Origin of the sequence: Nocardiopsis sp. LDBS0036 (genome assembly GCF_041228755.1) — a bacterium.
Lineage (GTDB): Bacteria > Actinomycetota > Actinomycetes > Streptosporangiales > Streptosporangiaceae > Nocardiopsis > Nocardiopsis dassonvillei.
Window position 1 is genome coordinate 3024212 of record NZ_CP141103.1, and the last position, 25433, is coordinate 3049644.

Consider the following 25433-nt stretch of genomic DNA (forward strand, 5'->3'; position numbering starts at 1 on the left):
TAACCTTGTGTCATGCCTGAGTCCGCGTCCTCGCAGCCCGTCCAGTCCGGCCAGAACCCCGAGACCGCACCGTCCCCGAGCCCGGCCGGGGCCCCCGGCGGGCACTGGCCCGCGCCCACGGCCGAGCGGCCGGTGCGCGCCCGGCTGTCGCTGCCGGGGTCCAAGTCGATGACCAACCGCGCGCTGGTCCTGGCCGCCCTGTCGGAGACGCCGTGCCTGGTGCGCCGCCCGCTGGTCAGCCGGGACAGCGAGCTGATGGCGGGCTCCCTGCGCGCCCTGGGTGTGGGGATCACCACCGAGGGGGAGGACATGGCGGTCACCCCCGCCCCGCTGCGCGGCCCGGCCTCCGTCGACGTCGGCAACGCGGGCACGGTGATGCGGTTCGTGCCGCCGGTGGCGGCCCTGGCCTCGGGCACGGTGGAGTTCGACGGCGACCCGCGCGCCCGCGAGCGGCCCGTGGGCGAGCTGCTGGCCGCCCTGCGCGCCCTGGGCGCCGACATCGACGACGGCGGCCGCGGCGCGCTGCCGATGGCCGTGCACGGCACCGGCGCCGTGCACGGCGGCGAGGTGACGCTCGACGCGTCCGGCTCCTCCCAGTTCGTGTCGGCCCTGCTCCTGAGCGGCGCCCGCTTCACCGAGGGCGTGCACGTGCGCCACTCCGGTCCCCCGGTGCCCTCCCAGCCGCACCTGGACATGACCGTGGAGATGCTGCGCGCGGCCGGGGTCACCGTGTCCACCGCCGACAACTCCTGGAGGGTCGAGCCGGGACCGGTCAAGGTCTCCGACATCACCGTGGAGCCCGACCTGTCCAACGCCGCGCCCTTCCTGGCCGCCGCCCTGGTCACCGGGGGCGAGGTGACGATCGAGGGGTGGCCGGAGCACACCAGCCAGCCCGGCGACGAGCTGCGTTCGCTGTTCACCCGGATGGGCGGCGAGGTCTCCCGCTCGCCCGAGGGACTGCTCACCCTGCGCGGCACCGGCCGGATCCTGGGCATCGACGCCGACCTGCGCGACGTGGGCGAGCTCACGCCCACCGTGGCCGCCGTGGCCGCGCTCGCCACGACCCCCTCCCGGCTGACCGGCATCGCGCACCTGCGCCGCCACGAGACCGACCGGATCGCCGCGCTGGCCGCCGAGATCAACCGGCTGGGCGGCGACGCCGAGGAGCTGCCCGACGGACTGGTCATCAACCCGCGCCCGATGCGCGGCGGGGTGTTCCACTCCTACGACGACCACCGGATGGCCACCTCGGGGGCGGTGATCGGGCTCGCGGTGCCCGGCGTGGAGGTGGAGAACATCGCCACCACGCGCAAGACCCTGCCCGACTTCCCGGGCCTGTGGGCGGAGGCCCTGGCGTGAGCCGCACGCGGGGCGGGGGACGCCACCTGGACGAGGACGACATCCGCGTGCGCGCCCGGGGCGGTTCGCGCCCCCGCACCCGCAACCGGCCCAAGCACGAGAACGCCGTGGAGGGCCTGGTCACCGCCGTGGACCGGGGCCGGTACCGCTGTCTGGTCAACGGCGTTCCCGTCGTGGCGATGAAGGCCCGCGAGCTGGGCCGCGGCTCGATCGTGGTCGGCGACCGCGTCGACGTGGTCGGCGACCTGTCCGGCAGACCCGACACCCTGGCCCGCGTCGTGCGGGTCAGGGAGCGGGCGTCCGTGCTCAGACGCACGGCCGACGACACCGACCCGGTCGAGCGGGTGATCGTGGCCAACGCCGACCAGCTGGCGATCGTCTGCGCCCTGGCCGACCCCGCGCCGCAGCCGCGCTTCGTGGACCGCTGTCTGGTCGCCGCCTACGACGCCGGGCTCGCACCCCTGCTGTGCCTGACCAAGGCCGACCTGGCCGACCCGGACGAGCTGGTGCGGGTGTACGCGCCCCTGGGCGTGCCCTACGAGGTGCTCGACCCCGAGAGCGGCCTGGACGGCCTGCGCGCCCGTCTGGCCGACCGCACCACCGTGCTCGTGGGCTCCTCCGGGGTGGGCAAGTCCACCCTGGTCAACCGGCTCGTCCCCGGCACCGACCGGGCCGTGGGCCACGTCAACGCCGTCACCGGACGGGGCCGCCACACCTCCACGTCCGCCGCCGCGCTGCCCTTCGAGGGCGGCTGGCTGATCGATACCCCGGGCGTGCGCAGCTTCGGCCTGGCCCACATCGACCCCGAGGACATCGTCGAGGGCTTCGCCGACCTGGCCGAGGCCGCCGAGGACTGCCCCGCGGGGTGCTCCCACCAGCCAGACGCCCCCGGCTGCGCGATCCAGGCCGCGCTGGAGCGGGGGGAACTCGACCCGGACCGCGTGGCCTCCCTGCGCCGTCTGCTCACCAGCCGCGAGGGAGACGCGGCCGGCACTGACGAGAACGAGTCCTGACCGGCACCACCCCTGTTCCCGGAGGAACCCCATGAAGGACGACGACAGGCGTACGAGCGCGGTGGGCGTCACGGGGGCCGCCAGCGCCCTCCTCGTGACAGCGGCGGTGCTCCTGGACATATGGATGGGGAACGGCGGGCCGGACCTGACGGTACTCGCCTACGTGCTCCTCGGGCTCGCCGTCGTCGCGCTCGCCTGGCAGGCGGTCCTCCTCGTACGGCCCCTCCGGCGTCGAGGCGCCCCGGGGAAGCACTCCGTCGAACGGTGACGGGCGGCCCCGGGCGTCAGCGCCGACGGGCGTCCACCGGCTCCCCGGTGTCGATGACGTGCGCGCGGCCCCAGGCCCCGAGCGGGGCCAGGGCCTCGTTCAGGGACTCCCCCAGCGGGGTGAGCGAGTACTCGACCCGGGGCGGCACCTCGCCGAAGTCCTCCCGGTGCACGACCCCGTCCTGCTCCAGCTCGCGCAGGTGGGAGGCCAGGACCTTCTCGGTGACGCCGTCGAGCGTCCGGCGCAGCTCACCGAAGCGGCGCGGCTCCTCCTCCAACGCCCACAGGATCAGCACCTTCCACCTGCCGCCGATGACGTCCATCGCCGCGTCGATGCCGCAGTGGTACGCGCCGGGCCTCCGTACGCCGACCATCGCCCCTCCCTCCCACCAGCACGCTTACCCCGGAGTGCGCACGCACTCCGAAGTGCGTACTTGTCGGGGCTCCGACGGGCGACGAGCCTAGTGCACATGAACGCACACGACACCGACAAGCCCCGCGTCGCCCTGCTCGGGCTCGGGGACATGGGCACCGCACTCGCCCGGGCCTGGCTCGCCGCCGGGTACCCGCTGACCGTCTGGAACCGGACCCCGTCCCGAGCCGAGCCGCTGGCCCGGGAGGGCGCCGACGTCGCCGCGACGGCGGCCGGGGCGGTGGCCTCCGCCCGCCTGGTGGTGGCCTGCCTGCTCGACGACGACTCCGTGGGCGCGGTGCTGGCCGACGCCGACCTGGCGGACCGGGACCTGTTCAACCTCACCACCGGGACGCCGGACCAGGCACGGGCCCGCGCGGAGTGGGCGCGCGGGCGCGGCGCCCGCTTCGTCAGCGGCGGCGTCATGGCCGTTCCGCCGATGATCGGCGCCCCCGGCTCGGGCGGGTACGTGTTCTACAGCGGTTCCGAGGAGGCCTTCGCCGAGCACGAGACGGCCCTGTCCGCCGTGGCCGGGACCGTGTTCGTCGGCGAGGACGCCGGGCTGGCCGACCTGTACGACGTGGCCCTGCTCAGCGCGATGAGCGGCATGTTCGCCGGGGTCGCGCACGCCTTCGCCCTGGTCCGCGACGAGGACGTGCCGCTGAAGGGGTTCGCGTCCCTGCTGGCGGACTGGCTGGGCGCGATGACCCTCGGCGTCCACACCACCGCGGAGCAGTTGGAGAGCGGCGACTACACCACGGGCGTCGTGTCCAACCTCGCCATGCGGGTGAGGGGCAACCGGACCCTGCTGCGCACCGCCGAGGAACGGGGGGTGAGCACCGAACTCCTCGCACCGTACGCGGAGCTGATGGAGCGCCGCCTCGCCGGGGGCCACGGCGACGAGGACGATACGGGGGTGGTGGACCTGCTCGCCGCGTCCCGCCGCTGAACGCGGGCGGGCCGCGCTCACCGGGCAGCCGCACCGGCTTCCGCCGACTGCGGCCGCCCGGTCAGGGCCCCGGGGCGGCGCCGGCCGGAAGGGTCCGTCGTGCCGGTGCTCCGCGGCGTGACCCCGTACCCGTAGCGGGGTTCGGGCGCCGGCACCGGCTACGGGCACAGGACCATCACAGCTCGAAGTCCCCGGAACCGCACCGGCGACGCCTTCTGGGGTCAGACCTCCACGGTCCCGCCGCAGCGCCAGTACCGGGTGCGGTCGCGCTCCATGAACCCCTCGTCGACCAGGCCGCGGCGCAGCACCGCCACGTTGGCGCTGAACCCGCTCAGGACCGCGTTGACCTCGGCCTCGCTGTAGCGCACCCCCGGTTCGAAGGCCCGGGCCACCTGGTCGAGCAGGACCAGCCGGGCGGCGCGTCGGACCGGGATCGCGGTGATCCGCCCGTCGGCCATGCAGGCGCGCAGCACCTCCCGGCGCTCGCTCTCCGTCAGCGGACCCTCCACCACGCCGCCACCTCCCTCAGCGGCCGACCATCAGCATCCCGTGCACGACCGTCTCGACCCTGCGCGCGGCCTCGTCGGGGTCGATGGGCTGCAGTGAGTAGGACACCGTCAGGCGCAGGGCGACGTCGGCCGCGACCTCGGCGGCGGAGTCGGCCAGCTCCGGGTAGCGCTCCCCCAGCAGGGCGGTGATGCGCTCGCCCAGGACGCCCAGCAGGGGCTCGGAGCGCGTGGTGAGCACCGGCAGGAGCCCGTGGTCCCCGGTCACCACCGCGCGCAGCAGCGGGTTGTCGCGGGCGGACAGCAGCACCAGGCGCGTGGCCCGGCTCACCGCGTGCGGCGGGTTCTCGCCCTCCTCCTCCAGGAGGCGCACCACCCGGTCCAGCAGCGCGTTGACCTCGCGTACCACGACGGCCTGGAGCAGGCCCTCCTTGCTGCCGAACACGTTGTACAGGGTCTGGCGCGACACCCGGGCGACCGCCGCGATGTCCGCCATACGCCGTTCGGACCAGCCGCCCGAGACGACCTCGGCGTAGGCGGCGTCCAGCAACCGCTCCCGCGCCGAGGTGCCCTCGGCGCGTCCCTGTCGGTTCGCGGTGTCCATGCTCCCCATCCTCGCATCCGCCGCCGCGGACGACATCCCCGACGCCCCGCCGGGCCGCCGCTCCCGCGGCCCCGGGCGATCGGGACCTAACACTCTGGTCACGCGTGTGCGTCCCTTTGGCCATGTTCGTGCCCGTGAGGGTAGCGTTACCGGTCATGGTGTCCTTTGACGATGACCTCCGGCTGGCCCACGTGCTCGCCGACGCTGCCGACGACATCGCGCTCAAGCGCTTCCGGGCGCTCGACCTCGTCGTCGACACCAAACCCGACTTCACCCACGTCACCGAGGCCGACCGGATGGTGGAGGAGACGCTGCGCGGCGTGCTCTCCCGCGCCCGGCCCCGCGACGCCGTGGTGGGCGAGGAGTACGGCAAGACGGGCAACAGCAACCGGGTGTGGGTCATCGACCCCATCGACGGCACCGCGAACTACGTCCGCGGCGTCCCGGTGTGGGCGACCCTGATCGCCCTGCTGGAGGGGGACCGCCCCGTGGTGGGCGTGGTCTCGGCCCCGGCGCTGTACCGCCGCTGGTGGGCCTCCCGGGGTGGCGGCGCCTGGCAGGGCCGCAGCCTGTCCAAGGCCTCGCGCTGCCACGTGTCCAAGGTGTCGGAGCTGTCGGAGGCCTCGCTGAGCTTCTCCTCGCTGACCGGCTGGGAGCAGCAGGGCCGCCTCGACTCCTTCCTCGGCCTGACCCGCTCGGTCTGGCGCACCCGCGCCTACGGCGACTTCTGGTCGCACGTGATGGTCGCCGAGGGCGTCGTGGACATCTCCGCCGAGCCCGAGCTGTCGCTGTGGGACGCCGCGCCGCTGCCCGTCATCCTGGAGGAGGCGGGCGGACGGGCCACCAACCTGCGCGGCGAGGGCTTCGAGGACGGCGGCCCCCTGGTGTGCACCAACGGGGAGATCCACGACCAGGTGCTGACCTGGCTCAACGGCGGCCCCACCCCGCTGCGCCGCGTCTGAGCCCCACCCCCGGGCACGACAGCGGGTACACAGGTGAGCACCGTACGTAGTAACGTGCGGTGGTGTGCTGAACACGACACCCCTGCGGGCCGTCCTGTGCGCGGCCGCGGTCCTGCTGGCCACCGCCTGCGGCGGTGGCCACGGGCACGGTCCCGGACAGCTGGGCGAGATGATCGCCGACACCGTGCGCTCCTCCGTACGGGGCGAGGGCCCCGGCCTGGGCGTCCCCGACACCGCTTTCGACCCCGCCAGGTACCTGTGCGTGCCCGCCGTGGACGGCCGGACCGCCCGCCTCTGGCGCACCGAGGCGCCGCGCACGGCCGCGGACGGCCCCGTCGAACTGGGCGTCCTGGCGCCGGAGGACGCGGACACCGACTCGGTGACCGTCTCCGTCATCGGACCCCGCGGCGGCACCGCCGCCACCGAGGCGGCGGTCTCCCCCGGCGAGTGGACCCGCGTGCGCTACCCCGACGACTTCGAGGGAGCCGGGGGCGACCCCTCCACCGGGGTGCACACGGTGGTCTGGTCGGACACCGGCTCCGGGACGCCGCTCACCTGCGACGGCTTCGAGGCGGTCTGAGGCCCGGGTCGCGCCGCGTCCCCAACCACCCCTCCCCCTACGCACAGCCCGAAACGGCGGCCCGAAATTCGCGCCGCCGGGTTGAACCGAAACCGTCCCCTTCCACGATGAGTCTGGTGAAACCCCGCCACCCCCGCGGGTATCCCGCCGCCGCCGTCGCGGCGTCCGGATCTCACAGACATCACGGGAAGGGGCCGAATGCTGCGTTCCCTCACAGCCGGGATCGTGCTGGCCTTCGCCGGTTCACGGGCCAACGTGGCCCGGACCATCCTGTCCTGCGCGGGCATCGTCGTCGGTGTCGGCGCGCTGATCCTCGTGGTCAGCGCCAGTGACTTCGGCCAGCGCTTCGCCACCGCCTACAGCGAGGCCAACGCGGGCCGCCCGGCGACCCTGGAGGTCACCGTGCACGGCCGGGTCACCGACCGCGCCGCCTTCGAGCAGGACCTGGTCCGGGCGGGCGGCCAGGACATCTCGATCTACCACAGGCCCTCCCAGGTCCCCTCGATCCGCTCCGGCGGCTCCGTCCTGCCCGACGTGGAGTTCCTCGGCGTGGACCCCACCCTGGGCGACATCCGGCGGATGAACCTGGCCGAGGGCCGCTGGTTCACCGAGGCCGACACCGAGTCACTGGCCCCGGTCATGGTCGTCAACGAGGAACTCGCGAACGCGCTGGGCGACCTCACCCGCGTCCAGGTCGGCACCGACCAGTGGACGGACGTGCGCGTCATCGGCGTCCTGGAGGGCTCCGCGCTGGACATGGGCTGGTACAGCGCCTACCTGCTGCGCGCCCCCGCCTCCGAGGAACTGCTCTTCGGGACCTCCACCGGCGCCCAGGAGCAGGAGGAGTCGGCCGACCCGTTCCTCATGGGCGACATGACCACCTACCAGGTGAGGATCGACCCCAGCGACCCCGCGGCGCGGGACCCGTGGGGCGAGGTCTTCTCCGAGCGACTGGCGTCGGTGTCCTGGCGCTGGGGCGTGGAGGACCAGGAGGCCGTCATGGCCTACCGCACGGACTACGCCGAGGAGATCGGCCAGGTCATCACCTACATGTCCTGGGGTCTGACCGGCATCGCCGCCGTCACCCTCACCACCGGCCTGCTGGGCGTGCTCAACGTGGGACTGGTCACCGTGCGCGAACGCCGCCGCGAACTGGCCACCTACCGCGCCCTGGGCGCGAGCCGGTTCACCCTGTTCGTGGCCGTGGTCATGGAGTCGGTCGTGGTGTCCCTGGTGGCCGGGCTCATCGCGCTGGCCGCATGCTGGGCCCTGCTGGCCGCTGTCGGCGCGGTGCTGGGCGGCGTCGTGTCGCTGCCCGCCGACGTCCCCCTCGTCATCCCCGCGTCCGGAGTACTCGTCGGCCTGGGCAGCGCCGCCCTCGTCGGGATGCTGGCCGGGATCATCCCCGCGATGCGGGCGCTGCGCGCGTCCGTGGTCGCCGGACTCCGGGAATAGGAGACATCACGTGAAGAAGTGGATCATCATCGGCGCGGTCCTGGTCCTCGTGGGAGGACTGACCGGCGCCGGCTACCTCCTGGTGTCCCGTCTGGGCGGCCCGGGCGCCGGAGAGGACGCCGGCATGCAGGAGGCCGCCCTGGACGTGGGCGGGGCCCCGGTCGAGGTGGTGCTGGGAGAGGTCAGCTCCGTGCTGGTGCTGGACGCCGTCGTCCGGGCCGAGCCCGGCGAGGCGGTCGAGGCCCGCAACGGGGGCACGGTCTCCCACCTGTGGGTGGGCGAGGGCGCCGAGGTCGACCGGGGCGCCCCGGTGGTCAACGTGAGGGTGCCCGCCGAGGGCGCGCCCGTCACCGGGGAGGACGGCCAGGCCCCCGACGCCCCCACCACCGAGGAGGTCACCCTGTACGCGCCCGCCGCCGGAACGGTGTCGGGGCTGGAGGACGTCATGGTCGGCGACGTGCTGGAGCCCGGCGCGGTGGTGGCCACGGTCGCCCCCGAGGAGTTCCGGGCCGTCGCGTCGATCCCGCCCAACGACCTCTACCGGTTCTACGAGGACCCCGAGGACATCCTGCTCCAGATCGACCAGGGGCCGCCCGCCGCCGCGTGCGAGTTCCTGTCCCTGGGTACGGCCGAGGGCGGCGCCCCCGTCCCCGGGGACGGGGGCGGCGAGGGCACCGAGGACGCCGGCGGGGGCGGCGGCGGGGCCGAGCTGGCCTGCCGCGTGCCCGCCGACCTGGAGGTCTTCGAGGGCGTCCAGGGACAGCTGTCGGTCAGCACCGGCGCGGCCACGAACGCGATCATCGTCCCCGTGACCGCGGTGCGCGGCACCGCCGGGTCGGGCGAGGTCGTGGTGGTGGGCGAGGACGGCACCGAGGAGACCCGTGAGGTGGTGCTGGGCGTCTCCGACGGGTCCTCCGTGGAGGTCACCGAGGGACTGAGCATCGGCGAGACGGTCCTGGACCCGATCCCGCTCGACCCCCGGTTCGACGTGCCCGGCGCGCACGACCCCGAGGACGCGTTCGTCGAGGAGGGTGAGGGCTAGATGTCCGTCGACGCACCGGCCCCCGAGGCCGCGCCGCGCCACGCCCGCCCGGCGCCCCTGCTGGACGTGGTGGGGATGACCCGGCACTTCACGGTGTCGGGGGCCCGGATCGACGTGCTGCGCGACTGCACGTTCCGGGTGGGGCGGGGCGAGGTGGTGGCGATCGTCGGCCAGTCCGGCTCGGGCAAGTCCACCCTGCTCAACGTGCTGGGCCTGCTCGACCGGCCCAGCGGCGGCACGTACACGTTCGACGGCGTGGACACCACCCGCCTGGGCGAGGGCCCGAGGTCGCGCCTGCGCGGCGAGGGGATCGGCTTCGTGTTCCAGCAGTTCCACCTGCTGGAGCGGCGGACCGCCCTGGCCAACGTCGGCGTGCCGATGGTGCTCGGCGGCGTGCCGCTGCTGCGCCGCCGGGCGCGGGCCCGCGAACTGCTGGAGGCCGTGGGGCTGGGGCACCGGCTGCACTCGCAGCCGCACCAGCTCTCCGGCGGTGAGCAGCAGCGTGTGGCCCTGGCGCGGGCGCTGAGCCGGGAGCCCGCCCTGATCCTCGCCGACGAGCCCACGGGCGCACTGGACGCCGCCAGCAGCACCATGATCATGGACCAGTTGCTGGAGCAGGCCCGGATCCGCGACGCGGCGGTGGTCGTGGTGACCCACGACCCCAAGGTGGCCGAGCGGGCCGACCGGGTGGTCGAACTCGTGGAGGGCCGTACCCGCTGAGCGCGCGCCGCCCGGGAGACCGGGCGGCGCACCGCCGCTCGGGCACACGAAAAACGCCGGGCGCGAAATGCGCCCGGCGTTTTGCTGGTAGCGGGGACAGGATTTGAACCTGCGACCTCTGGGTTATGAGCCCAGCGAGCTACCGAACTGCTCCACCCCGCGTCGTGATCTCTATTTTAGGGGGTTTGGCCCCTGGTGGCAAATCGGTTTTCCCTGCGTTTCCGCGTGGAAAACCGGTGGAGATCCCACCCTTCGGCAGTCGGTTTCCCGACCGCCTTCGGCAATCCTACCAGCGCTTGCGCCCTGGTCCGACCGCCCGGGCTCCCCTGGAGGAACCCGCCTTCCGTTCCCCTCCGCAAAAGGGGGGATCCGGAAAACCGACGGACCCGGGATTTCTCCCGGGTCCGGGTCTGGTAGCGGGGACAGGATTTGAACCTGCGACCTCTGGGTTATGAGCCCAGCGAGCTACCGAACTGCTCCACCCCGCGTCGTTGTGTCTACACAGTAGCGCGCCCCGGACCGAAACCCAAATCGGCGGACCCGGACGCGTCAGCGGGCCCGCGAAACCCCGGCGAACGCCGGACGCGGCGCCCGGTGGGCCCCGCGGGCCCGGCCCGCCCCGACGGCCACCATCCCCGGCTCCGGCGCCCGGGGAGCGCGCGGGCACCCGGGCGGGGCCTCCCGGGAACGCCGAGGGGGCGGGGGCCCGAGGACCCCCGCCCCCTCAGGGAACGGTCACCGCCGCAGGGCGGGGCTCAGTTCTCGTCCAGCTGCTGCTGGATGTCCTCCAGCGCCTCGCGCAGGCGGTCGTTGGCCTCCTCGTTGGACTGCTGGGCCTCTTCCCAGGCCTCGACGGCCTCGTTGAGGGACTCGGTGAGGTCCTCGTTGCCCCCACCACCGCCTCCGCCGCCGCCACCGGCCTCGGACTCCTCCTCGGGAGTCTGCTCGACGCCCTCCTCGGGGGCCGCGCCCTCTCCGTCGAAGAGGTTGCTGAGCGCGTCCGGCAGGCTGTTGCCGATGGCCACCTCGTCACCGAAGCCGACCATGACCTGCTGGAGCAGCGGGAAGGAGGCGGCTCCGCCGCCGCCCGCCTGCACGTACAGCGGCTCGACGTAGAGCAGGCCCCCGGCGAAGGGCAGCGTGAGCAGGTTGCCCCGCGTCACCTCCGCGTTGGACTGCTCCAGCGGCAGCAGCACCTCGCGGACGTCGGCGTCGGCGTCGAAGGCGTTCTGCACCTGCCCCGGGCCGAGGATCACCGTGCTCCGCGGCAGCTCCAGCAGCTTGAGCTGGCCGTACTCCTCGGAGCGCGGATCGCTGTCCACCGCCATGAAGGCCGCCAGGTTCTCACGGCCGCGCGGCACGAACGTGCTGGTCAGCGAGAAGGTGGACTCCTCACCCGGGTACTGGATGGTCTGCCGGTAGGGCGGCTCGGGGGCATCGGTCTCGCTGGTCGGGTCGCTGGGGACCGACCAGAAGTCCTGACCGCCGTAGTAGGCCGCGGCGTCCGTCACGTGGTACTCGCGCATGATCTGGCGCTGCACCTTGAACAGGTCGTCCGGGTAGCGCAGGTGGTCGACGAGCTCCTCGCTCATCTGGTCCCTGCTGACGACGGTCCCGGGGAAGGCGTCCATCCAGGTCTGGAGGACCGGGTCCGCCTCGTCCCACGCGTACAGGGTGACGGTGCCGTCGTAGGCGTCGACGGTGGCCTTCACCGAGTTGCGGATGTAGTTGACCTCGTTGCCCGGCAGCGCGCCCACCTGCTGGGCCGAGCCGTCGGTGAAGGTGTCGGTCACCGCCTGGGTGAAGTCGATCCGGTTGGCGTACGGGTAGCCGTCGGACGTGGTGTAGGCGTCCACGATCCACACGACCCGGCCGTCGACGACCGCCGGGTAGGGTCGGCTGTCCGTGGTCAGGTACGGGGCCACCTTCTCCACGCGCTCCACCGGGTCGCGCTCGTAGATGATGCGCGAGTCGTTGGTGATGGCGCTGTTGAGCAGGATGTTGGGTTCCTGGTACTTGATCGCGTACAGGATCCGGTCGAAGAAGCTGGCCAGCTGGACGCCGCCGTCGCCGTCGTAGCGGTTGTAGGCCTGCGAGTCGCTGCCCTCCCCACCGCCTCCGGCGCCCTCGGCGCCCTCGCCGCCGCCCTCGGCGGGCGCCTCCTCGGCGGTCTGCTCCGAGGCCTCCTGGTCCGCGTCGGACGGGGCGCGGGCCTCGTCCGGGCTCGGGGAGACCTCCGGCTCGACCGCGTCCTCCGGGGTCGGGACGTCGCCGGTCTCCTCCTCGGCGTCGAGGGGGTAGTCGTACTCCTCCTCGGCCTGCACGATCGCGTACTCGGCGCCCTCGCGGCCGTAGTAGATGCGCGGCTCGTACTCGCCGACGACGTCGCTCAGCTCACCGCGCGGAGGGATGTTGTACTCGGTGAAGACCGGGCGCCCCTCGGCGTCGATCTGGGTGCCCGCGGCGGCGACCATGCCGTAGCCGTGGGTGTAGATCAGGTGCCGGTTGAGCCAGTTGTCCTGGTCGGCGGGCGGCCCGTCCAGCTCTCGGACGGCCACGATCGTGTCGATCAGGTTGCCCTCGGAGTCCGGGTAGCGGTCGACCTCCAGCACCTCGGGGAACTGGTAGAAGCCGCGGACCTGCTGCATCTGCTGGAAGGTCTGCGAGACGACGGAGGGGTCGACCAGGCGCACGGTGGTGTCCTGGGACTCCTCCACCAGGTCCTGGGCGCTGAGCTCGGTGGTGGCGTCGTAGGCCTGCACCTCGGCGTCGTCGATGCCGTAGGCCTGGCGCGTGTACTCGATGTTGCGCTCGATGTAGGGGCTCTCCAGGCGCTGCTCGTTGGGCGCGACCTGGAAGCGCTGGACGATCTCGGGGTAGGCCACGCCGACCAGCACCGCGGACAGCACCAGCAGTCCGAGGCTGGCCATGGGCACCATGATGTTCTTGAAGTAGATGTTGGCGAAGAACAGCACGGCGCAGATGACCGAGATGACCGTGAGGATGAGCAGCGCGGTCTTGACGGCGTTCACGTCGGTGTACGAGGCGCCGAAGGTGTAGCCGCGCTCGGAGAAGACCAGGCCGTAGCGGTCCAGCCAGTAGGAACCGCCGCGCAGCAGCACGAACAGGCCCAGCAGCACCGACAGGTGCACGCGGGCCGAGGGGGTGGCGCGCTGGCCGGAGTCGTTCTGGAGGCGGACCCCGCCGTACAGGTAGTGCACGATCACCGCGGCGATGAACGCCAGGATGACCGCCGCGTACAGGTAGCCGAGCAGGATGCGCAGGAACGGGTAGGTGAACGCGAAGAAGGCCACGTCCATGCCGAACTCGGGGTCGTTCACCCCGAAGTCGGTGCTGTTCACGAACTGGAGGTAGGACCGCCAGTCACCGCTGGCCGCGGCTCCGGCCAGCAGCGCGAGGGCGCCCACGGCGATCCAGAAGAACAGTTTGCGGTGCGGGTCGATGGACTGCCGGTAGCGGTCCAGGCCCTGCTGCTCCAGGCTCATCGGTCGGATGCCGGGCCGGGAGCGGTAGGCGAAGAAGATGCTGGCGCCGACGATGACGGCCATCACCAGTCCGGCGACGGCGAACAGCAGCACGCGGGTCCACAGTTCGGTCAGGAAGACCGAGGTGTAGCCGACGGATTCGAACCACTTGAAGTCGGTCCAGAAGTTCGCGGCGAGCATCAGCCCCGCGATGATGACGACCACGGTCGCCGCGACTGGCGCGAGCAACCTTGATCGGCGAGGCATACGCGCAGGTGGTGCGCCGGGCGATCGGAAGCTCACGCCTCCCCCTCGTTCTGGCTTGGTAGGTGCGTATGGGTGCGCGTGTGGCGCTCTGTTACTGAAAACTTAATCGGTGGTCCCCGGGTTCCCGAAACGGCCCTCGTCCGGGTGACAAGGCTGCATCGTTGCTGTATCGGAGTCGCATCCGGAAGGCCACGTGGCGACCCTACTGTCCGAAAACAGGGGCGTCGCGCTTCCCGCATCGGTCACTATGGAAACGTGTCGAACATTCGCGAAGCCGTCATGGACCTCGAACGCCACGCCGCCGAGCAGGGCTGGGACCGGCCGCTGGGCCTGTACGCCCTGGTGCCGACCGCGGAGCTGCTGCGGGCGGAGCCCGCGCTGGCCGGTCTGCTGGGCATCGACTCCCCAGCCGACCCCGACGAGCTGACCCCCGTCGAGCAGGAGCAGCTGCCCGCCGACGTCCCGCTGGAGGAGGCGCTGGGCCGCATCCTGTGGCCGGAGGGCGTGGCCGGGTGCGCGCTGGTGATGGAGCGCCTGGTGGTCAAGGGCACGGACGAGACCCTGGCCCCGGACGAGCAGCCGGGCTCCTCCGGCCGCGAGACCGAGGAGATCCGCATGGTCGCCGGTGTGCTGCGCGACGGCTCGCGGCACTGCGCGATGCGCATGCGCAGCCACGACAGCGAGTCGGAGGTGCTCAACGGGGCGGATCTCATCCCGGCGCTGACCTCCGCGCTGGCGCTGACCCTGGACCTGGACGAGGAGTCCGGACAGGACTGATCTGGGCCGTTGGGGGCGCCCGCGGGGTCGCGCGGGGCCCGGGAGCGCACCCGGGGAACGCGGGTGCGCGCCCGGGGAGTCACCTGTCCAGGAAACCCGGGCACGGGACGGGCGCCGCGCCCCTACTCGCAGCGCGGCAGCTCGCCCTCGCCGGTGCGGATGGTCTCCAGGGCCGCGACCGCGTCGTCGAGGGTCTCCACCCGGACCACCTCCAGTTCGCCGTAGGCGGCCGACTGGGCGACCTGGGAGCAGCTGTCGGCGGCCACGAGGAAGTACTCGGCGCCGTCGCGCTGGGCGCTGACCATCTTCTGCGGGATGCCGCTGATCCCGCCCACCCGACCGTCGGCGGTGATGGTGCCCGACCCGGCGACGGCCGCGCCGCCGGTGAGGCCCTCCTCGCTGAGCCGGTCCATGATCCCGAGCGCGAACATCATGCCCGCGCTGGGCCCGCCGATGTCGCCGATCGTGATCTCCACGTCCACGGGGAAGTCGGTCTCGTCGGCGATGAGCACGCCGATCGCGGCGCCGCCGGAGTCGCCCTCCTCGCTGGCGACCTCCACCTCGACGGTCTCGCCGTCGCGCTCCAGGGTGAGTCCGACCGGGTCGCCGGGCTCGCGGTCGCCGACCATCTCCACGACCGCGGCGCTGCCGGCGGGGACGTCGGGGTCGCCGCCCTGGGTGGGCACCGGCTCGCCGTCCACGGCCACGACCGTGTCGCCCGCCTCCACCACGCCGTGCGCGGGCATGCCCTCCAGGGTGCCGCTGACCACGGGGACCGCCTCGTACTCCATGCCGAGCTGGGTGAGCGCGGCGGCGGTGGCGTCGGTCTGCGAGTCGTTCATCTGCACCGTCTGGCGCTCGGTGACCTCCTCGGGCGTGCGCCCGGCTGGGAAGAGCAGCTCCTCGGGCAGGACCGCCTGGGTGGGCGAGAGCCAGGCGGTGACGACGGTGAGGAAGTCGAGCCGGTGCCCGGGCCCGCCCGCGTACTGCACGGTCACCATGGACAGGGTGCCGTCGTGCTCGTAGCTCTCGGCGCCCTCGATCTCGATGACCTGCCCGCGGTCGGTCTCCCCGACCGTGTTGACGGTCAGGCCCGGCGCGGCGACCAGGTAGGGCACGGGCAGGTGGAGGCTGCCGATCCCGAGCCCGACGAGGAGGACGAGCGCGACAACGAGGGTCATGGCACGACGAAGCATGCTCCCCAGCCTATTGCCGCGTCCGGACCGGCGGGGGTCCGCCCTCCCTCCGGCTCACCCGGCCGCCGCGGGCGGTCAGGGGGCGCCCACCCACTCGCTGCGGCCGTCCTCGAAGTCCTGCTGCTTCCAGATGGGCACCTGGGCCTTGAGGTCGTCGATGAGGCGGCGGCAGGCCTCGAAGGCCTCCTGCCGGTGCGCGGCGGCGGCGGCCACGACCACCGCGATGTCGCCGATCTCCAGCTGGCCGACCCGGTGCGTCGCGGCCATCCGCACCACGGGGCGGCCCGGGACGGAGGTGTCGCTGAGGACCTTCTCCATGACGACGCGCAGCTGGGCCTCCACCGTCGGGTGGGCGGAGTAGGCCAGGCGCGCGACGTCACGGCCGTGGTCGTGGTCGCGGACGGTGCCGACGAAGACCGCGGTGCCGCCCGCGCGCGGGTCGGAGACCGCGGCGAGGACCTCGTCCACCGACAGGGGGGTGTCGCGTACTGACGCGAGAGTGATCTCTTCCACGACATGACCGTATCAACCGGTTGTTCCCCCATGTGGGGACACGGGTGCGCGTTCCGACGCACGCGCACGGGCACCGGCACAGGAAGCGCGCCGCACTCCCACGGTCCCGGGTCGGGTTGGGAGCCGGCGTCGGCCGCGTTCCCGGCGTGTGCCGCGCGCACGGGCTCCGGGTCAGGTGGCCGGGGTTCGTCGGCGCGCCGTCGATACGCGTGCCGCGCGGACCCCGGGCCTCACGCCCCCTTGCGTTTGCGCAGGTGGCGGATGGCTGCGGCGGTGCCGATGGCCGCCGCGGCGGCTCCGGCGGCGCCCGCGGCGGTGATGGTGACCTCCTTGCGGCCCAGGCTGCGGCCGACCAGCGCGGGCCTGCCGCTGCGGGACTCCAGCAGGGCTGCCAGGGCGGACTCGTTGTCGTGGGCGGGCTTCCACCCGGCCTCGCGCAGCACCGCGCAGTCCACCACGCACGGGTAGACGAGGAACTTCAGCTCGCCCTCGGCCGCCGGGGTGATCCGGGCCTGGTGGAGGCGGCGGACGGCGCCGAAGGCCAGGTTGGCGGGCACCTCGAAGTGCTTCATCCCGGAGACGGCCTCCACCTCGTCCTGGGTGAGGGAGCCCTCGCTGGCCACGGCGACCACGCCCTCGGGCCCGTCCACCCCGTGCAGGGCGCAGAAGGCCAGGGCGCTGACCAGGTCGTCCTCGTGGCAGAACTGCCAGTGCTGTTCGTGCCCCTTGACGGTGAGCAGGCGCGGGGCGGAGAAGTGGCGGCTGAGGAGGGTGTCGAGCCCGGGCCCCACGAGCGGGGCGGGGCGCACGACGGTGACGGTGAGGCTGGGGTGGGCCCGGCGGGCGCGCTCGGCGAGGGCCTCGATCTCGGCGAAGTCGCCCATGAGCCCCTCGCTGTTGTCGGACACGCGCGGCGCGTTCTCCGCCAGGGGCACGGGGCTGTCGGGGGCGGCCCCGTAGACCATGGTGCTGGTGACCAGGATGACGCGGGGGACCCCCGAGGCCGCGGCGGCGGTCAGGACCGTCTGGGCCGCGCGGATGTTGTGCGCGCGGCGCCGCGCGGGCCGGGTCTCCAGGGAGCGGTCGTCGGCGGTGTGCACGAGCACGTCCACCCCGCCGAGGCGGGAGACCAGCCCGGGGTCGCACACGTCGGCGATGCGCCAGGTGACGCCGCGCAGGTCGGCGAGCTCGGCGTCGATGGCGACGACCTCACGCAGGCGCGCGGAACTCTCCGGCGCGGCCAGGCGTTGCACGAGGAGCCGGCCCACCCCGGAGGCGGCACCGGTGACAGCGACCACCGTGCCCGCTCCCTCGGAGGGGCTGTGCTCTGGGCGAACCTGGCTGCTTTCGGTATTCACTCCGGGCGACTCCCAGCTAACGTGACAGTGGAGACCAAACCTAATCCTGCCTGAGGTCTGATTGTGAGCGACCTGCCATTCGGTTTCAGCATGCCGAACGATCCCGATGACGAGTCCGGACGCCGTTCTGGCGACTCCGGCTCGGGTGCCGGCAGCGGCGGCCCGGGCGGAGGAGGATCCGGAACGCCGGACGGCTTCCCGTTCGGCGACCCGCAGCAGATGGCCAACATGCTGCGTCAGTTCGCCGACATGATGTCGGCCCAACCCGGCCCCGCTCCCGGTTCCGGCGGCGACCAGAGGTCGTCGTCCGGTGTGAACTGGGACATGGCCAAGGACGTCGCGCGCCAGACGGTCGCCCAGGAGGGCGACCCGAGCGTTCCGGCGTCCGACTACGCCAGGGTCGAGGAGGCCCTGCGCCTGGCCGACCTGTGGCTCGACCAGGCTACCGACCTGCCGTCGGGCGTCCACACCGCCCAGGCCTGGAGCCGGTCGGAGTGGATCGAGCGGACGATGGACTCGTGGGCGCAGCTGTGCGACCCGCTGACCAGCAAGACCGTCCGGTCGATGGGGCAGAACCTGCCCGAGGAGATGCGGTCCGTGGCCGGTCCGCTGCTGGGCATGATCCAGCAGATGGGCAGCATGATGGTCGGCCGCCAGGCGGGCCAGGCCGTGGGCGAGCTGTCCCGCGAGGTGGTCGGCACCGCCGACATCGGACTGCCCCTGGCCGGTGAGGGCCGTGCGGCGCTGCTGCCCTCCGGCGTGGCGCGCTTCAGCGAGGGCCTGGAGGTCCCCGAGGACGAGGTGCGCCTGTACCTGGCCGCCCGCGAGGCGGCCGTGCACCGGCTGTACTCGCACGTGCCGTGGCTGCGCTCGCACGTGTCCCGGCTGGTCAACGAGTACGCGGACGGGATGTCCTTCGACATCAGCGGCCTGGAGGACCGGCTCGGCGAGATCGACCTCACCAACCCCGAGGCGCTCCAGGAGGCCCTGGGCGGCGTCGGGGGCGAGGGGCTGTTCCAGCCCGAGGACACCCCGCAGCAGAAGGCGGCGCTGGCCCGGTTGGAGACCACCCTGGCGCTGATCGAGGGCTGGGTGGCCACCGTGGTCTCGTCCGCGGTGTCGGGCCGTCTGCCGCAGGCGGACGCCCTGGCCGAGGCGACCCGGCGCCGCCGGGCGACCGGCGGGCCCGCCGAGCACACGTTCGCCGCCCTGGTCGGCCTGGAGCTGCGCCCGCGCCGCCTGCGCGAGGCGTCCGCGCTGTGGTCCGCCCTGGAGGAGGCGCGCGGTGTGGAGGGCCGGGACGCGGTCTGGGAGCACCCGGACCTGATGCCCACCGGCGACGACCTGGACGATCCCGAGGCCTTCGTGCGCGGGGGCGGTGACGGGTTCGGCGACGCCGACTTCGACATCTCCTCGCTGACCGGGGACGCTCCCGGCCGGGAGAGGGCGGGGACCGACGGGGACGCGTCCGGGGAGGGGCCTTCCGACGAGGGCGCCCCCGGCGGTGACCGGGACGGCGACGGGGACGACGACCGGAGAGAGGGCGCGTAGGTGTCGCTGCACGCGGACGCCCGGGCGGTGCTGGACGCGTGGACCGCGCCCGACGCCCGGCAGGAGGAGCTGCGCCGCTCCTACCTCGACCACCTGGACGCGCACGGGGACGGGATGTGGCGCTCCTGCCTGCCCGGCCACGTGACGGCCAGCACGGCGATCATCTCCGCCGACGGCTCGCGGGCGGTGCTCACCCTGCACCGGATCCACCGGATCTGGTTGCAGACCGGCGGGCACTGCGAGCCGGAGGACGCCACCCTGGGCGCGGCGGCGCTGCGCGAGGCCACCGAGGAGTCGGGCATCAGGGGGCTCACCCTGCTGCCCGAGCCCGTCGGGCTGGACCGCCACGCGGTGCCCTGCGGGGGCGGCAGCTTCCACCTGGACGTGCAGTACGCGGCGGTCGCCCCCGAGGACGCGGTGCTGGTGCGCGACCCCGACGAGTCGGCCGACCTGGGCTGGTTCCCGGTGGACGACCTGCCCGAGCCCTCCGACGAGGTGTGCCGTTCGCTGGTGCGCGCAGCGGCCGAGGCGGTGGGGCGCCGCCTGCGGGCGTCCGCCCGCCCCCCGAGCACGGACCCGGGCACGCGCTGACCTGGAACGCGGCGGCGCGCTGGAGCGGTCGCCAGCCCCGTTCCTGCGGTCCCACGGCACACGACGGCCCCGCACCGGTCACGGGTTCCAGCGATCCCCGCGGCACCCCGGAGTCCGGGGCGCCGCGGGGATCGTGGGTTCGGGGGCCGGAGGCGGGTTCTTCGAGGCGCTGGACCGGGAAGACGGCGGTGTCCCGGGCAGGGCCGTTCGCGTCGGGTCGGCGGCGTGGCCCCCGGCGGCCCGGGCACCGCGGCACCCGCCCCACCGGTGCGTGGCCGGGCTCACTCGTCGAAGGCGACCTCGGCGGCGTCGAGCTCCTCCTCGTCCTCCCCGGCTCCGCAGGGGTCGTCGGACTCGGCGCGGGAGGCGGCGCTGAAGCCCTCCAGGTAGCCGCGGGCCCGCTCGGCCTTGGGGTAGCGGCGCACCAGGTCCCAGAACTCCCGGCCGTGGTGCGGGATGAACAGGTGCGCGAGTTCGTGGATGAGCACGTAGTCCACGACCCAGGAGGGCATTCCGGCGACGCGGCGGGAGATGCGGATCGTGCGGGTCTCGGGGGTGCACGACCCCCAGCGCGAGTTCTGGTTGTCCACCCAGCGCACGCTCTCGGGGAGTTCGGTGCCGTCCAGGTAGCGGCGGGCCAGTTCGAGCGCGCGTTCGTGGAGTTCGGCGTCGCCGGGGTTGCGGCGCCCCTCGCGGGCCTCGAGTCGTTGCAGCATACGGCCCACCCAGCGCTTTTCCTCTGCGCGGGAGAACGTCGCGGGCACGAGGACGACCGTGGTGTCCCCGTCCCTGTAGGCCGACACCGTGCGTCGGCGACGAGGACTGCGTCGTACCTCGATTTTGGTGTTCGAGGGCACGGAGTTTACGGTAGCCGAGCGAGGCGCTCCAGCACAGGTGTGTCCTGTCCTGTTATGTCGCCGATCTTGCGTCTTCTCCGGATCCGGGAACGTAACCGAAAAACACGTCCCTGTAGCACATTCCGCCCTGACCAGGGTCCTTTTTCGGCTGTGGGACGGGCCACGGAGGGGCCCGTCGGGATGCCCCAGTGCTCTTTCGGATACACAAAAGAGACCGGACGGTGACCCCCGGAGGAGCCCCGCCCGGTCCCGTGATCAGCTCAGGGCGCCGTGCGTCCCGTCACGTCAACACAGACGTGACCACGCGATTTCCATGAGCGCCTGTTCGGCACGGCGCTCCTCGCGCTGGCGGGCGCGCAGCTGGCGGGCGGTGAGCCTCCTGCCCTGCTGTTCACGCGTTTCGACGTCGGTCCGCTCGACCACGCGCATGAGTTCCATCATCATCATCATCCGTCTTCGTCCTTCGGGTCTTGTGGGGGTCGGGTGAGGCTGTGGCTGGAACGGTCAGGCCGCGACCGGGGCGGGGTTCTTCCGGGGGCGGCCCCTGGGGCGCTTGCGCGCCACGACCTGTCCGGAGACGAGCAGCTGCCCGCCCCAGACGCCCCAGGGCTCACCGCGCTCCAGGGCGTCGGCCAGGCACTGCTCCCGCACGGGGCACGCGCCGCAGACGGCCTTGGCCGCCTCGACGTCGGCGGGCGCCTCGGCGAAGAACAGGTCGGGCTCCAGGCGGCAGGGAACTTCGGTGTCGCCCAGCCAGGGCGTTTCCAGGACCGACGCAAGCATCGGTGCCCTCCAAGATCTTTGATCGTTTCGTACAACGCGGTCGGTGACTGGTCACCGGAACCGGTCCGGTGGGGGACCTGGACTTGCGATGCCGCCGCCCTCTCCCTCGTCCCTGGGGGACGGGGAGCTGGCGAAGATACAAAGAAAGCCGCGGCCCCTGTCGGGGTCCGCGGCCACGGTCGAAACTCTCGGCCTGTCCTGCTCTAGGCCGGAATCCTCCGTGGACACTCCCCCGATGCGCCATACGGGCGCTGGGTAGCTTCTGCTGCGTGCTTCGTCTGGCGCTTGCCGCGATCAAGGGCGAGCCCGGACTCGACGGACACACCACTGCCGTCGCCGAGGACGGTCCGCTCGACCTGGGACACCGTCAACGGGGAGCGGGATCCGGGGACCCCGGTGCCGCCGTTGCCGATGGTGGCCTCGCCGAAGAGGGCGAAGACGTCCGTGTGACCGCGCAGGAGGTTGCCCTGGACAGCGGTCGGGGACAGCTGATGCGACGGCATGGCGAAGCCGGCGACGAAGCCTGTGGTCTCCGTGATGCTGGTCATTGGATCGGGCACCTCCTTCACTTTCGGGCGGCGGGATCTTGCACCCGCGCCGGGAGCGGTCATTGCGACGGGGTACACACTATGGGCTGGCGCGGAAAGAGAGCAACCTATTTTTGACCTGCGCAAACGTCCGCATCCGGTCAGGGGTTCGCGGGAATGCCGCGGCGCCCGGAAGCGTTGCCTTTGGGCATCCCCCGGGCGCCCTGCCGACGCCCCGCCCGCGACGCGGGGAGGCCCCGGTCACGGCGGGCGGCCCGAGCCTCCTCCGTCCCGGTCTCCGGGAGCGGCGCGGCGGCGCCCACCGCGGTGCCCGGAAGGGCGCCCGGGCCCGCGTCGTCCACCGTGATCCCGTACGTACGGCGAGGCCGGATGCTCCGACCTCGCCACATGTACAGGATCACCGCAGGTCAGAACCCCCGCTTCAGACCGACGACGGTTCCGGCCGGTCCGCTAGAGCGGTTCCGGAAGGGTGTCGGACCAGCCCTCGGCGTCCACCACCCGGATCAGTCCCTCCTGCACCACCGAGCACACGAGTTCGCCCTCGCGGGTGTAGACCAGCCCGCGCGCCAGACCGCGGGCGCCCTGGGCGGTCGGCGCCTCCTGCGCGTACAGCAGCCACTCGTCGGCGCGGAACGGCCGGTGGAACCACATCGCGTGGTCCAGGCTGGCCATGGAGATCCCCGCGAAGGAGCGGCCGTGGCGCAGCAGCACGGTGTCCAGCAGGGTCATGTCCGAGGCGTAGGTCATCAGGCACACGTGGGTGAGGCGGTCGTCGGGCAGCTTGCCGTCCACCTTGAGCCACACCGGGTTGTTGGCGGTGCGCAGCCGCGGATCGCGCTCGGCCTCGTAGGACAGCGGCCCCACCGGGCGCAGCTCGATGGGGTGCCAGCGCACGAACCCGGGCACGCGGCCGAAGGCCTCCTGCAGGCGCTCGCGCGTGCTCGGCAGCTCCTCCGGCGGCGGGACGTCGGGCATCGGGATCCGGTGGTCCAGGCCCGGCTCCTCCTTGTGGAAGGAGGCCGACAGGGTGAAGATCGGCTTGCCGTGCTGGATGGCCACCACCCGCCGGGTGGTGAAGGAGCGGCCGTCCCGGACGCGGTCCACCTCGTAGACGATGGGCACCGAGGGGTCGCCGGGGCGTATGAAGTACGCGTGCAGGGAGTGCACGTAGCGTTCGGCGGGGACGGTGCGCCCCGCCGCGACCAGCGCCTGGCCAGCGACCTGGCCGCCGAAGACCCGTTGGGGGCCCTCCTCGGGGCTGCTGCCCCGGAAGATGTCGTCCTCGATCCGCTCCAGGTCCAGCACGGTCAGCAGGTCGGCGAGGGACTGGCCCCGCGCCTGCGCGTCGGCGCTCTCACTCATCCGCCGCTTCCTCCCCGTCGTCCTCGGTCCGGCGGTCCATGACGTCCGCCGGGTCCGCGCCCGCCACCAGCGCCAGTACCGCCTCACCGTAGCGATCGAGCTTGACCGCGCCGACACCGGACACCGCCGCCAGCTGGGTGAGGCTGCCGGGCTCCTGCTCGGCGACGGCCTGGAGGGTGGCGTCGGTGAAGATCACGTAGGCGGGCACCTTCTGCTCCTGCGCGCACGCGCGGCGCCAGTCGCGCAGCCGCTCCAGCAGGGCCTCGTCGTAGCTGGAGGGGCAGTCCAGGCAGCGGCCCAGCTTGCGCTCGGCCGCGTCGGTGAGGGTGGCCGAGCACACCCGGCAGCGGGTCACGCCGCCCTTGCGGCGCTCGGCGCGCCGGGAGGCGGTGGACGGGGAGGCGGGGCGCAGGCCGTCGAGGAAGCGGGAGGGCTTGCGGGTCTTCCTGCCGCCGGGCGAGCGGGCCAGGGACCACGACATCGCCAGGTGCTCGCGGGCCCGCGTGACGCCCACGTAGAACAGGCGGCGCTCCTCCTCCACCTGCTCGTCGGTCTCGGCGTAGATGATCGGCATCATGCCCTCGGTGAGGCCGACCAGGAAGACGGCGTCCCACTCCAGGCCCTTGGCCGCGTGCAGGGAGGCGATGGTGACGCCCTCGAAGCCGGGCGCGTGCTCGGTGGCCATGCGCACGTCGAGCTCGTCCACGAGGTCGGCCATGGTCACCGGACTGCCGTCGGGCCTCGGCGCGGCGGCCATGTCCTCGGCCAGCTGGGCCAGCGCGGTCAGCGACTCCCAGCGTTCGCGGGCCTGGCGCCCCTCGGGCGCGCTCTCGGTCAGGCCGAGCTGTCCGAGCAGCTGGCGGACGGTGCGCACCAGGGGCTCGGCCTCCTCCCCCGCCGCCCCGTGCCGGGCGCCGCGCAGGGTGTGCACGGCCTGCTTGATCTCGGGGCGCTCGAAGAACCGGGTGGTCCCGCGCATCGTGAACGGCACGCCCTCGTCGGTCAGCGCCTGCTCGTAGGAGGCCGACTGGCCGTTGGTGCGCACCAGCACCGCGATCTCGCTGGCCGGGGTGCCGCCCTCCAGCAGGACGCTGATCTTGCGGGCGACCCCGGTGGCCTCGGCGGGCTCGTCGTCGTACTCCTGGTACATCGGGTCGGGGCCGTCGGGGCGCTGGGCCTGGAGGGTCAGGTGCTGGGCGGAGGTCGTGCCGCGCGCCTGGGCGATGACGTGGTTGGCCACCCGCACGACCTGGGGGGTGGAGCGGTAGTCGCGGACCAGCTGGACCACGGTGGCGTGGGGGTAGCGGGCGCCGAACCCGGTCAGGTAGCCGGGGGTGGCCCCGGCGAAGGAGTAGATGGTCTGGCTGGGGTCGCCGACCACGCACAGGTCGTCGCGGTCGCCCAGCCAGGCGTCCAGGAGCAGGCGCTGGAGCGGGTTGACGTCCTGGAACTCGTCGACGACGAAGTACCGGTACTGCTCGCGCACGCGCTGGGCGATGGCCGGGTACTCGGTGATCATGCCGGCGGTGAGTTCGAGCATGGACTCGAAGTCGAGGAGGTTGTGCTCGCGGCGCAGGTCCTCGTAGGCCTCGAAGACCCGGGCCACCTCGCCCGCGGGCAGCGGGGGCTGGCGGCCCGCCTTGACCACGGCCTTGTCGTAGTCGGTGGGGCGCACCTGGGTGACCTTGGACCACTCGATCTCGCCGGCCAGGTCGCGCAGGCCGTTGCGGTCGGGCTGGAGGCCCACCGAGTGGGCGGCGCGGGAGACCACCGGGAGCTTGCTCTCGATGAGGGTGGGCTTCTCGCCGCCCACGACCTGGGGCCAGAAGAAGGAGAGCTGGCGCAGGGCGGCGGCGTGGAAGGTGCGGGCCTGCACGCGGGGGGCGCCCAGGGCGCGCAGCCGGCCGCGCATCTCCCCGGCGGCGCGCGCGGTGAAGGTGACCGCGAGGACCTGCTGCTCGGCGACCACACCGCTGGAGACCGCGTACGCGATGCGGTGGGTGATGGCCCGGGTCTTGCCCGTCCCGGCACCGGCCAGGATGCACACGGGGCCGCGCAGCGCGCGTGCGGCCTGGGTCTGCTCCGGGTCCAGTCCCTCCAGGACGCGGTCGGGATCCATGGTGCTCCTGCGTAGGGTCGGGGTGGATGGGGTCCCAGTCTCTCAAGTATCGGCCGTGACGGGGAGCGGATCGGACCCCGTGCCCGCCGCCGGGGCCGCGGGAGGCACATCAGACATTCCAGAACCAGTTGGTCCTGTGAGGCGTCCCACGTTGTGT

At 73.1% G+C, this 25433-nt stretch carries 25 protein-coding genes and 2 tRNA genes; 12 read left to right on the top strand and 15 right to left on the bottom strand.

Annotated features, from left to right (window positions below; all coding sequences use genetic code 11):
• Positions 1–12 precede the first annotated feature (12 nt).
• The 3 genes from aroA to UIS43_RS12600 are packed head-to-tail and all read left to right on the top strand — an operon-like array spanning position 13 to position 2640.
• Complete coding sequence (aroA, locus tag UIS43_RS12590) at positions 13–1359, top strand: 3-phosphoshikimate 1-carboxyvinyltransferase (RefSeq protein WP_013154787.1); 1347 nt, start codon at positions 13–15, stop codon at positions 1357–1359.
• Positions 1356–2372, top strand: a complete 1017-nt coding sequence (gene rsgA / locus UIS43_RS12595) for a ribosome small subunit-dependent GTPase A (RefSeq protein ID WP_013154788.1) — start codon at positions 1356–1358, stop codon at positions 2370–2372. The genes aroA and rsgA overlap by 4 nt, the downstream gene beginning before the upstream one ends.
• A 31-nt stretch (positions 2373–2403) precedes the next feature.
• A complete protein-coding gene (locus UIS43_RS12600) occupies positions 2404–2640 on the top strand; it encodes a hypothetical protein (RefSeq protein WP_013154789.1) in 237 nt (78 codons plus the stop codon).
• A gap of 16 nt (positions 2641–2656) precedes the next feature.
• On the opposite strand, the gene UIS43_RS12605 is transcribed toward UIS43_RS12600, so the two are convergent.
• Positions 2657–3013, bottom strand: a complete 357-nt coding sequence (locus tag UIS43_RS12605; RefSeq protein WP_013154790.1) for a helix-turn-helix domain-containing protein — start codon at positions 3011–3013, stop codon at positions 2657–2659.
• Between the two features lie 96 nt (positions 3014–3109).
• Here UIS43_RS12605 and UIS43_RS12610 point away from each other — a divergent pair, with 96 nt between their 5' ends.
• The gene (locus tag UIS43_RS12610) at positions 3110–4000 is read left to right on the top strand and encodes an NAD(P)-dependent oxidoreductase (protein WP_013154791.1); all 891 of its coding nucleotides are present in this window, start codon (positions 3110–3112) and stop codon (positions 3998–4000) included.
• Positions 4001–4221: 221 nt separating this feature from the next.
• On the opposite strand, the gene UIS43_RS12615 is transcribed toward UIS43_RS12610, so the two are convergent.
• A complete protein-coding gene (locus UIS43_RS12615; RefSeq protein WP_013154792.1) occupies positions 4222–4512 on the bottom strand; it encodes a DUF2087 domain-containing protein in 291 nt (96 codons plus the stop codon).
• A gap of 13 nt (positions 4513–4525) precedes the next feature.
• Positions 4526–5110 (bottom strand): TetR/AcrR family transcriptional regulator, encoded by a 585-nt coding sequence (locus UIS43_RS12620; protein WP_013154793.1) that lies wholly within the window; start codon positions 5108–5110, stop codon positions 4526–4528.
• Positions 5111–5265: 155 nt separating this feature from the next.
• On the opposite strand from UIS43_RS12620, the gene hisN reads away from it, so the two are divergent.
• The 5 genes from hisN (at position 5266) to UIS43_RS12645 (ending at position 9869) form a co-directional block, all read left to right on the top strand.
• Positions 5266–6072, top strand: a complete 807-nt coding sequence (gene hisN, locus UIS43_RS12625) for a histidinol-phosphatase (RefSeq protein WP_071622682.1) — start codon at positions 5266–5268, stop codon at positions 6070–6072.
• 64 nt (positions 6073–6136) lie between these two features.
• A complete protein-coding gene (locus UIS43_RS12630) occupies positions 6137–6652 on the top strand; it encodes a hypothetical protein (RefSeq protein WP_013154795.1) in 516 nt (171 codons plus the stop codon).
• A 198-nt stretch (positions 6653–6850) separates the two neighbouring features.
• On the top strand, positions 6851–8107 hold the full coding sequence (locus UIS43_RS12635; protein ID WP_013154797.1) for an ABC transporter permease: 1257 nt from the start codon (positions 6851–6853) through the stop codon (positions 8105–8107).
• Between the two features lie 10 nt (positions 8108–8117).
• Positions 8118–9149, top strand: a complete 1032-nt coding sequence (locus UIS43_RS12640) for an efflux RND transporter periplasmic adaptor subunit (RefSeq protein ID WP_071622683.1) — start codon at positions 8118–8120, stop codon at positions 9147–9149.
• Positions 9150–9869 carry an ABC transporter ATP-binding protein gene (locus tag UIS43_RS12645; RefSeq protein ID WP_358169010.1) on the top strand — a complete coding sequence of 240 codons (720 nt, stop codon included), beginning with the start codon at positions 9150–9152 and terminating at the stop codon, positions 9867–9869.
• Between the two features lie 85 nt (positions 9870–9954).
• Here UIS43_RS12645 and UIS43_RS12650 read toward each other — a convergent pair.
• From UIS43_RS12650 to UIS43_RS12660, 3 genes are all read right to left on the bottom strand, one after another.
• Positions 9955–10031: transfer RNA gene (locus UIS43_RS12650), tRNA-Met, on the bottom strand.
• Positions 10032–10280: 249 nt separating this feature from the next.
• Positions 10281–10357 (bottom strand) — tRNA-Met (locus UIS43_RS12655).
• 267 nt (positions 10358–10624) lie between these two features.
• Positions 10625–13579 (bottom strand): UPF0182 family protein, encoded by a 2955-nt coding sequence (locus UIS43_RS12660; RefSeq protein ID WP_370013247.1) that lies wholly within the window; start codon positions 13577–13579, stop codon positions 10625–10627.
• A gap of 297 nt (positions 13580–13876) precedes the next feature.
• On the opposite strand from UIS43_RS12660, the gene UIS43_RS12665 reads away from it, so the two are divergent.
• Positions 13877–14398 (top strand): PPA1309 family protein, encoded by a 522-nt coding sequence (locus UIS43_RS12665; protein ID WP_013154801.1) that lies wholly within the window; start codon positions 13877–13879, stop codon positions 14396–14398.
• A gap of 122 nt (positions 14399–14520) precedes the next feature.
• Here the strand turns inward: UIS43_RS12665 and UIS43_RS12670 are convergent, their stop codons facing one another.
• The 3 genes from UIS43_RS12670 to UIS43_RS12680 all read right to left on the bottom strand — a co-directional run bounded on the left by UIS43_RS12670 (position 14521) and on the right by UIS43_RS12680 (position 17405).
• On the bottom strand, positions 14521–15579 hold the full coding sequence (locus UIS43_RS12670; protein WP_041552857.1) for a PDZ domain-containing protein: 1059 nt from the start codon (positions 15577–15579) through the stop codon (positions 14521–14523).
• A gap of 90 nt (positions 15580–15669) precedes the next feature.
• Positions 15670–16107: a molybdenum cofactor biosynthesis protein MoaE gene (locus UIS43_RS12675; protein ID WP_013154803.1), complete on the bottom strand. Its 438-nt coding sequence runs from the start codon at positions 16105–16107 to the stop codon at positions 15670–15672.
• Between the two features lie 230 nt (positions 16108–16337).
• Entirely contained in the window at positions 16338–17405 is a 1068-nt protein-coding gene (locus UIS43_RS12680) for an NAD-dependent epimerase/dehydratase family protein (RefSeq protein ID WP_013154804.1), read from the bottom strand.
• Positions 17406–17528: 123 nt separating this feature from the next.
• Between UIS43_RS12680 and UIS43_RS12685 the strand changes: the two genes are divergently transcribed.
• A complete protein-coding gene (locus tag UIS43_RS12685; RefSeq protein WP_071622685.1) occupies positions 17529–19016 on the top strand; it encodes a zinc-dependent metalloprotease in 1488 nt (495 codons plus the stop codon).
• On the top strand, positions 19017–19607 hold the full coding sequence (locus tag UIS43_RS12690; protein WP_013154806.1) for an NUDIX hydrolase: 591 nt from the start codon (positions 19017–19019) through the stop codon (positions 19605–19607). It abuts the gene before it with no gap.
• Between the two features lie 281 nt (positions 19608–19888).
• Here UIS43_RS12690 and UIS43_RS12695 read toward each other — a convergent pair whose 3' ends face one another.
• From UIS43_RS12695 to UIS43_RS12720, 6 genes are all read right to left on the bottom strand, one after another.
• A complete protein-coding gene (locus UIS43_RS12695; protein ID WP_013154807.1) occupies positions 19889–20464 on the bottom strand; it encodes a M48 family metallopeptidase in 576 nt (191 codons plus the stop codon).
• 285 nt (positions 20465–20749) lie between these two features.
• A complete protein-coding gene (locus UIS43_RS12700) occupies positions 20750–20914 on the bottom strand; it encodes a hypothetical protein (protein WP_370013286.1) in 165 nt (54 codons plus the stop codon).
• A gap of 54 nt (positions 20915–20968) precedes the next feature.
• The gene (locus UIS43_RS12705; RefSeq protein ID WP_013154809.1) at positions 20969–21247 is read right to left on the bottom strand and encodes a WhiB family transcriptional regulator; all 279 of its coding nucleotides are present in this window, start codon (positions 21245–21247) and stop codon (positions 20969–20971) included.
• A 203-nt stretch (positions 21248–21450) separates the two neighbouring features.
• On the bottom strand, positions 21451–21795 hold the full coding sequence (locus tag UIS43_RS12710) for a hypothetical protein (RefSeq protein ID WP_117198123.1): 345 nt from the start codon (positions 21793–21795) through the stop codon (positions 21451–21453).
• A gap of 450 nt (positions 21796–22245) precedes the next feature.
• Entirely contained in the window at positions 22246–23157 is a 912-nt protein-coding gene (gene tesB / locus UIS43_RS12715) for an acyl-CoA thioesterase II (RefSeq protein WP_071622687.1), read from the bottom strand.
• On the bottom strand, positions 23150–25276 hold the full coding sequence (locus UIS43_RS12720) for an ATP-dependent DNA helicase UvrD2 (RefSeq protein ID WP_013154811.1): 2127 nt from the start codon (positions 25274–25276) through the stop codon (positions 23150–23152). Before UIS43_RS12720 ends, tesB begins: the two co-directional genes overlap by 8 nt.
• Positions 25277–25433 lie beyond the last annotated feature (157 nt).

Excerpts from the sequence above, each read along its gene's own strand:
- aroA (WP_013154787.1), top strand. The coding sequence starts at position 13 with ATGCCTGAGTCCGCGTCCTCGCAGCCCGTCCAGTCCGGCCAGAACCCC.
- UIS43_RS12600 (WP_013154789.1), top strand. The coding sequence starts at position 2,404 with ATGAAGGACGACGACAGGCGTACGAGCGCGGTGGGCGTCACGGGGGCC.
- UIS43_RS12605 (WP_013154790.1), bottom strand. The coding sequence starts at position 3,013 with ATGGTCGGCGTACGGAGGCCCGGCGCGTACCACTGCGGCATCGACGCG.
- UIS43_RS12610 (WP_013154791.1), top strand. The coding sequence starts at position 3,110 with ATGAACGCACACGACACCGACAAGCCCCGCGTCGCCCTGCTCGGGCTC.
- UIS43_RS12620 (WP_013154793.1), bottom strand. The coding sequence starts at position 5,110 with ATGGACACCGCGAACCGACAGGGACGCGCCGAGGGCACCTCGGCGCGG.
- hisN (WP_071622682.1), top strand. The coding sequence starts at position 5,266 with ATGGTGTCCTTTGACGATGACCTCCGGCTGGCCCACGTGCTCGCCGAC.
- UIS43_RS12635 (WP_013154797.1), top strand. The coding sequence starts at position 6,851 with ATGCTGCGTTCCCTCACAGCCGGGATCGTGCTGGCCTTCGCCGGTTCA.
- UIS43_RS12645 (WP_358169010.1), top strand. The coding sequence starts at position 9,150 with ATGTCCGTCGACGCACCGGCCCCCGAGGCCGCGCCGCGCCACGCCCGC.
- UIS43_RS12670 (WP_041552857.1), bottom strand. The coding sequence starts at position 15,579 with ATGACCCTCGTTGTCGCGCTCGTCCTCCTCGTCGGGCTCGGGATCGGC.
- UIS43_RS12700 (WP_370013286.1), bottom strand. The coding sequence starts at position 20,914 with ATGATGATGATGATGGAACTCATGCGCGTGGTCGAGCGGACCGACGTC.
- UIS43_RS12705 (WP_013154809.1), bottom strand. The coding sequence starts at position 21,247 with ATGCTTGCGTCGGTCCTGGAAACGCCCTGGCTGGGCGACACCGAAGTT.
- UIS43_RS12710 (WP_117198123.1), bottom strand. The coding sequence starts at position 21,795 with ATGACCAGCATCACGGAGACCACAGGCTTCGTCGCCGGCTTCGCCATG.
- tesB (WP_071622687.1), bottom strand. The coding sequence starts at position 23,157 with ATGAGTGAGAGCGCCGACGCGCAGGCGCGGGGCCAGTCCCTCGCCGAC.
- UIS43_RS12720 (WP_013154811.1), bottom strand. The coding sequence starts at position 25,276 with ATGGATCCCGACCGCGTCCTGGAGGGACTGGACCCGGAGCAGACCCAG.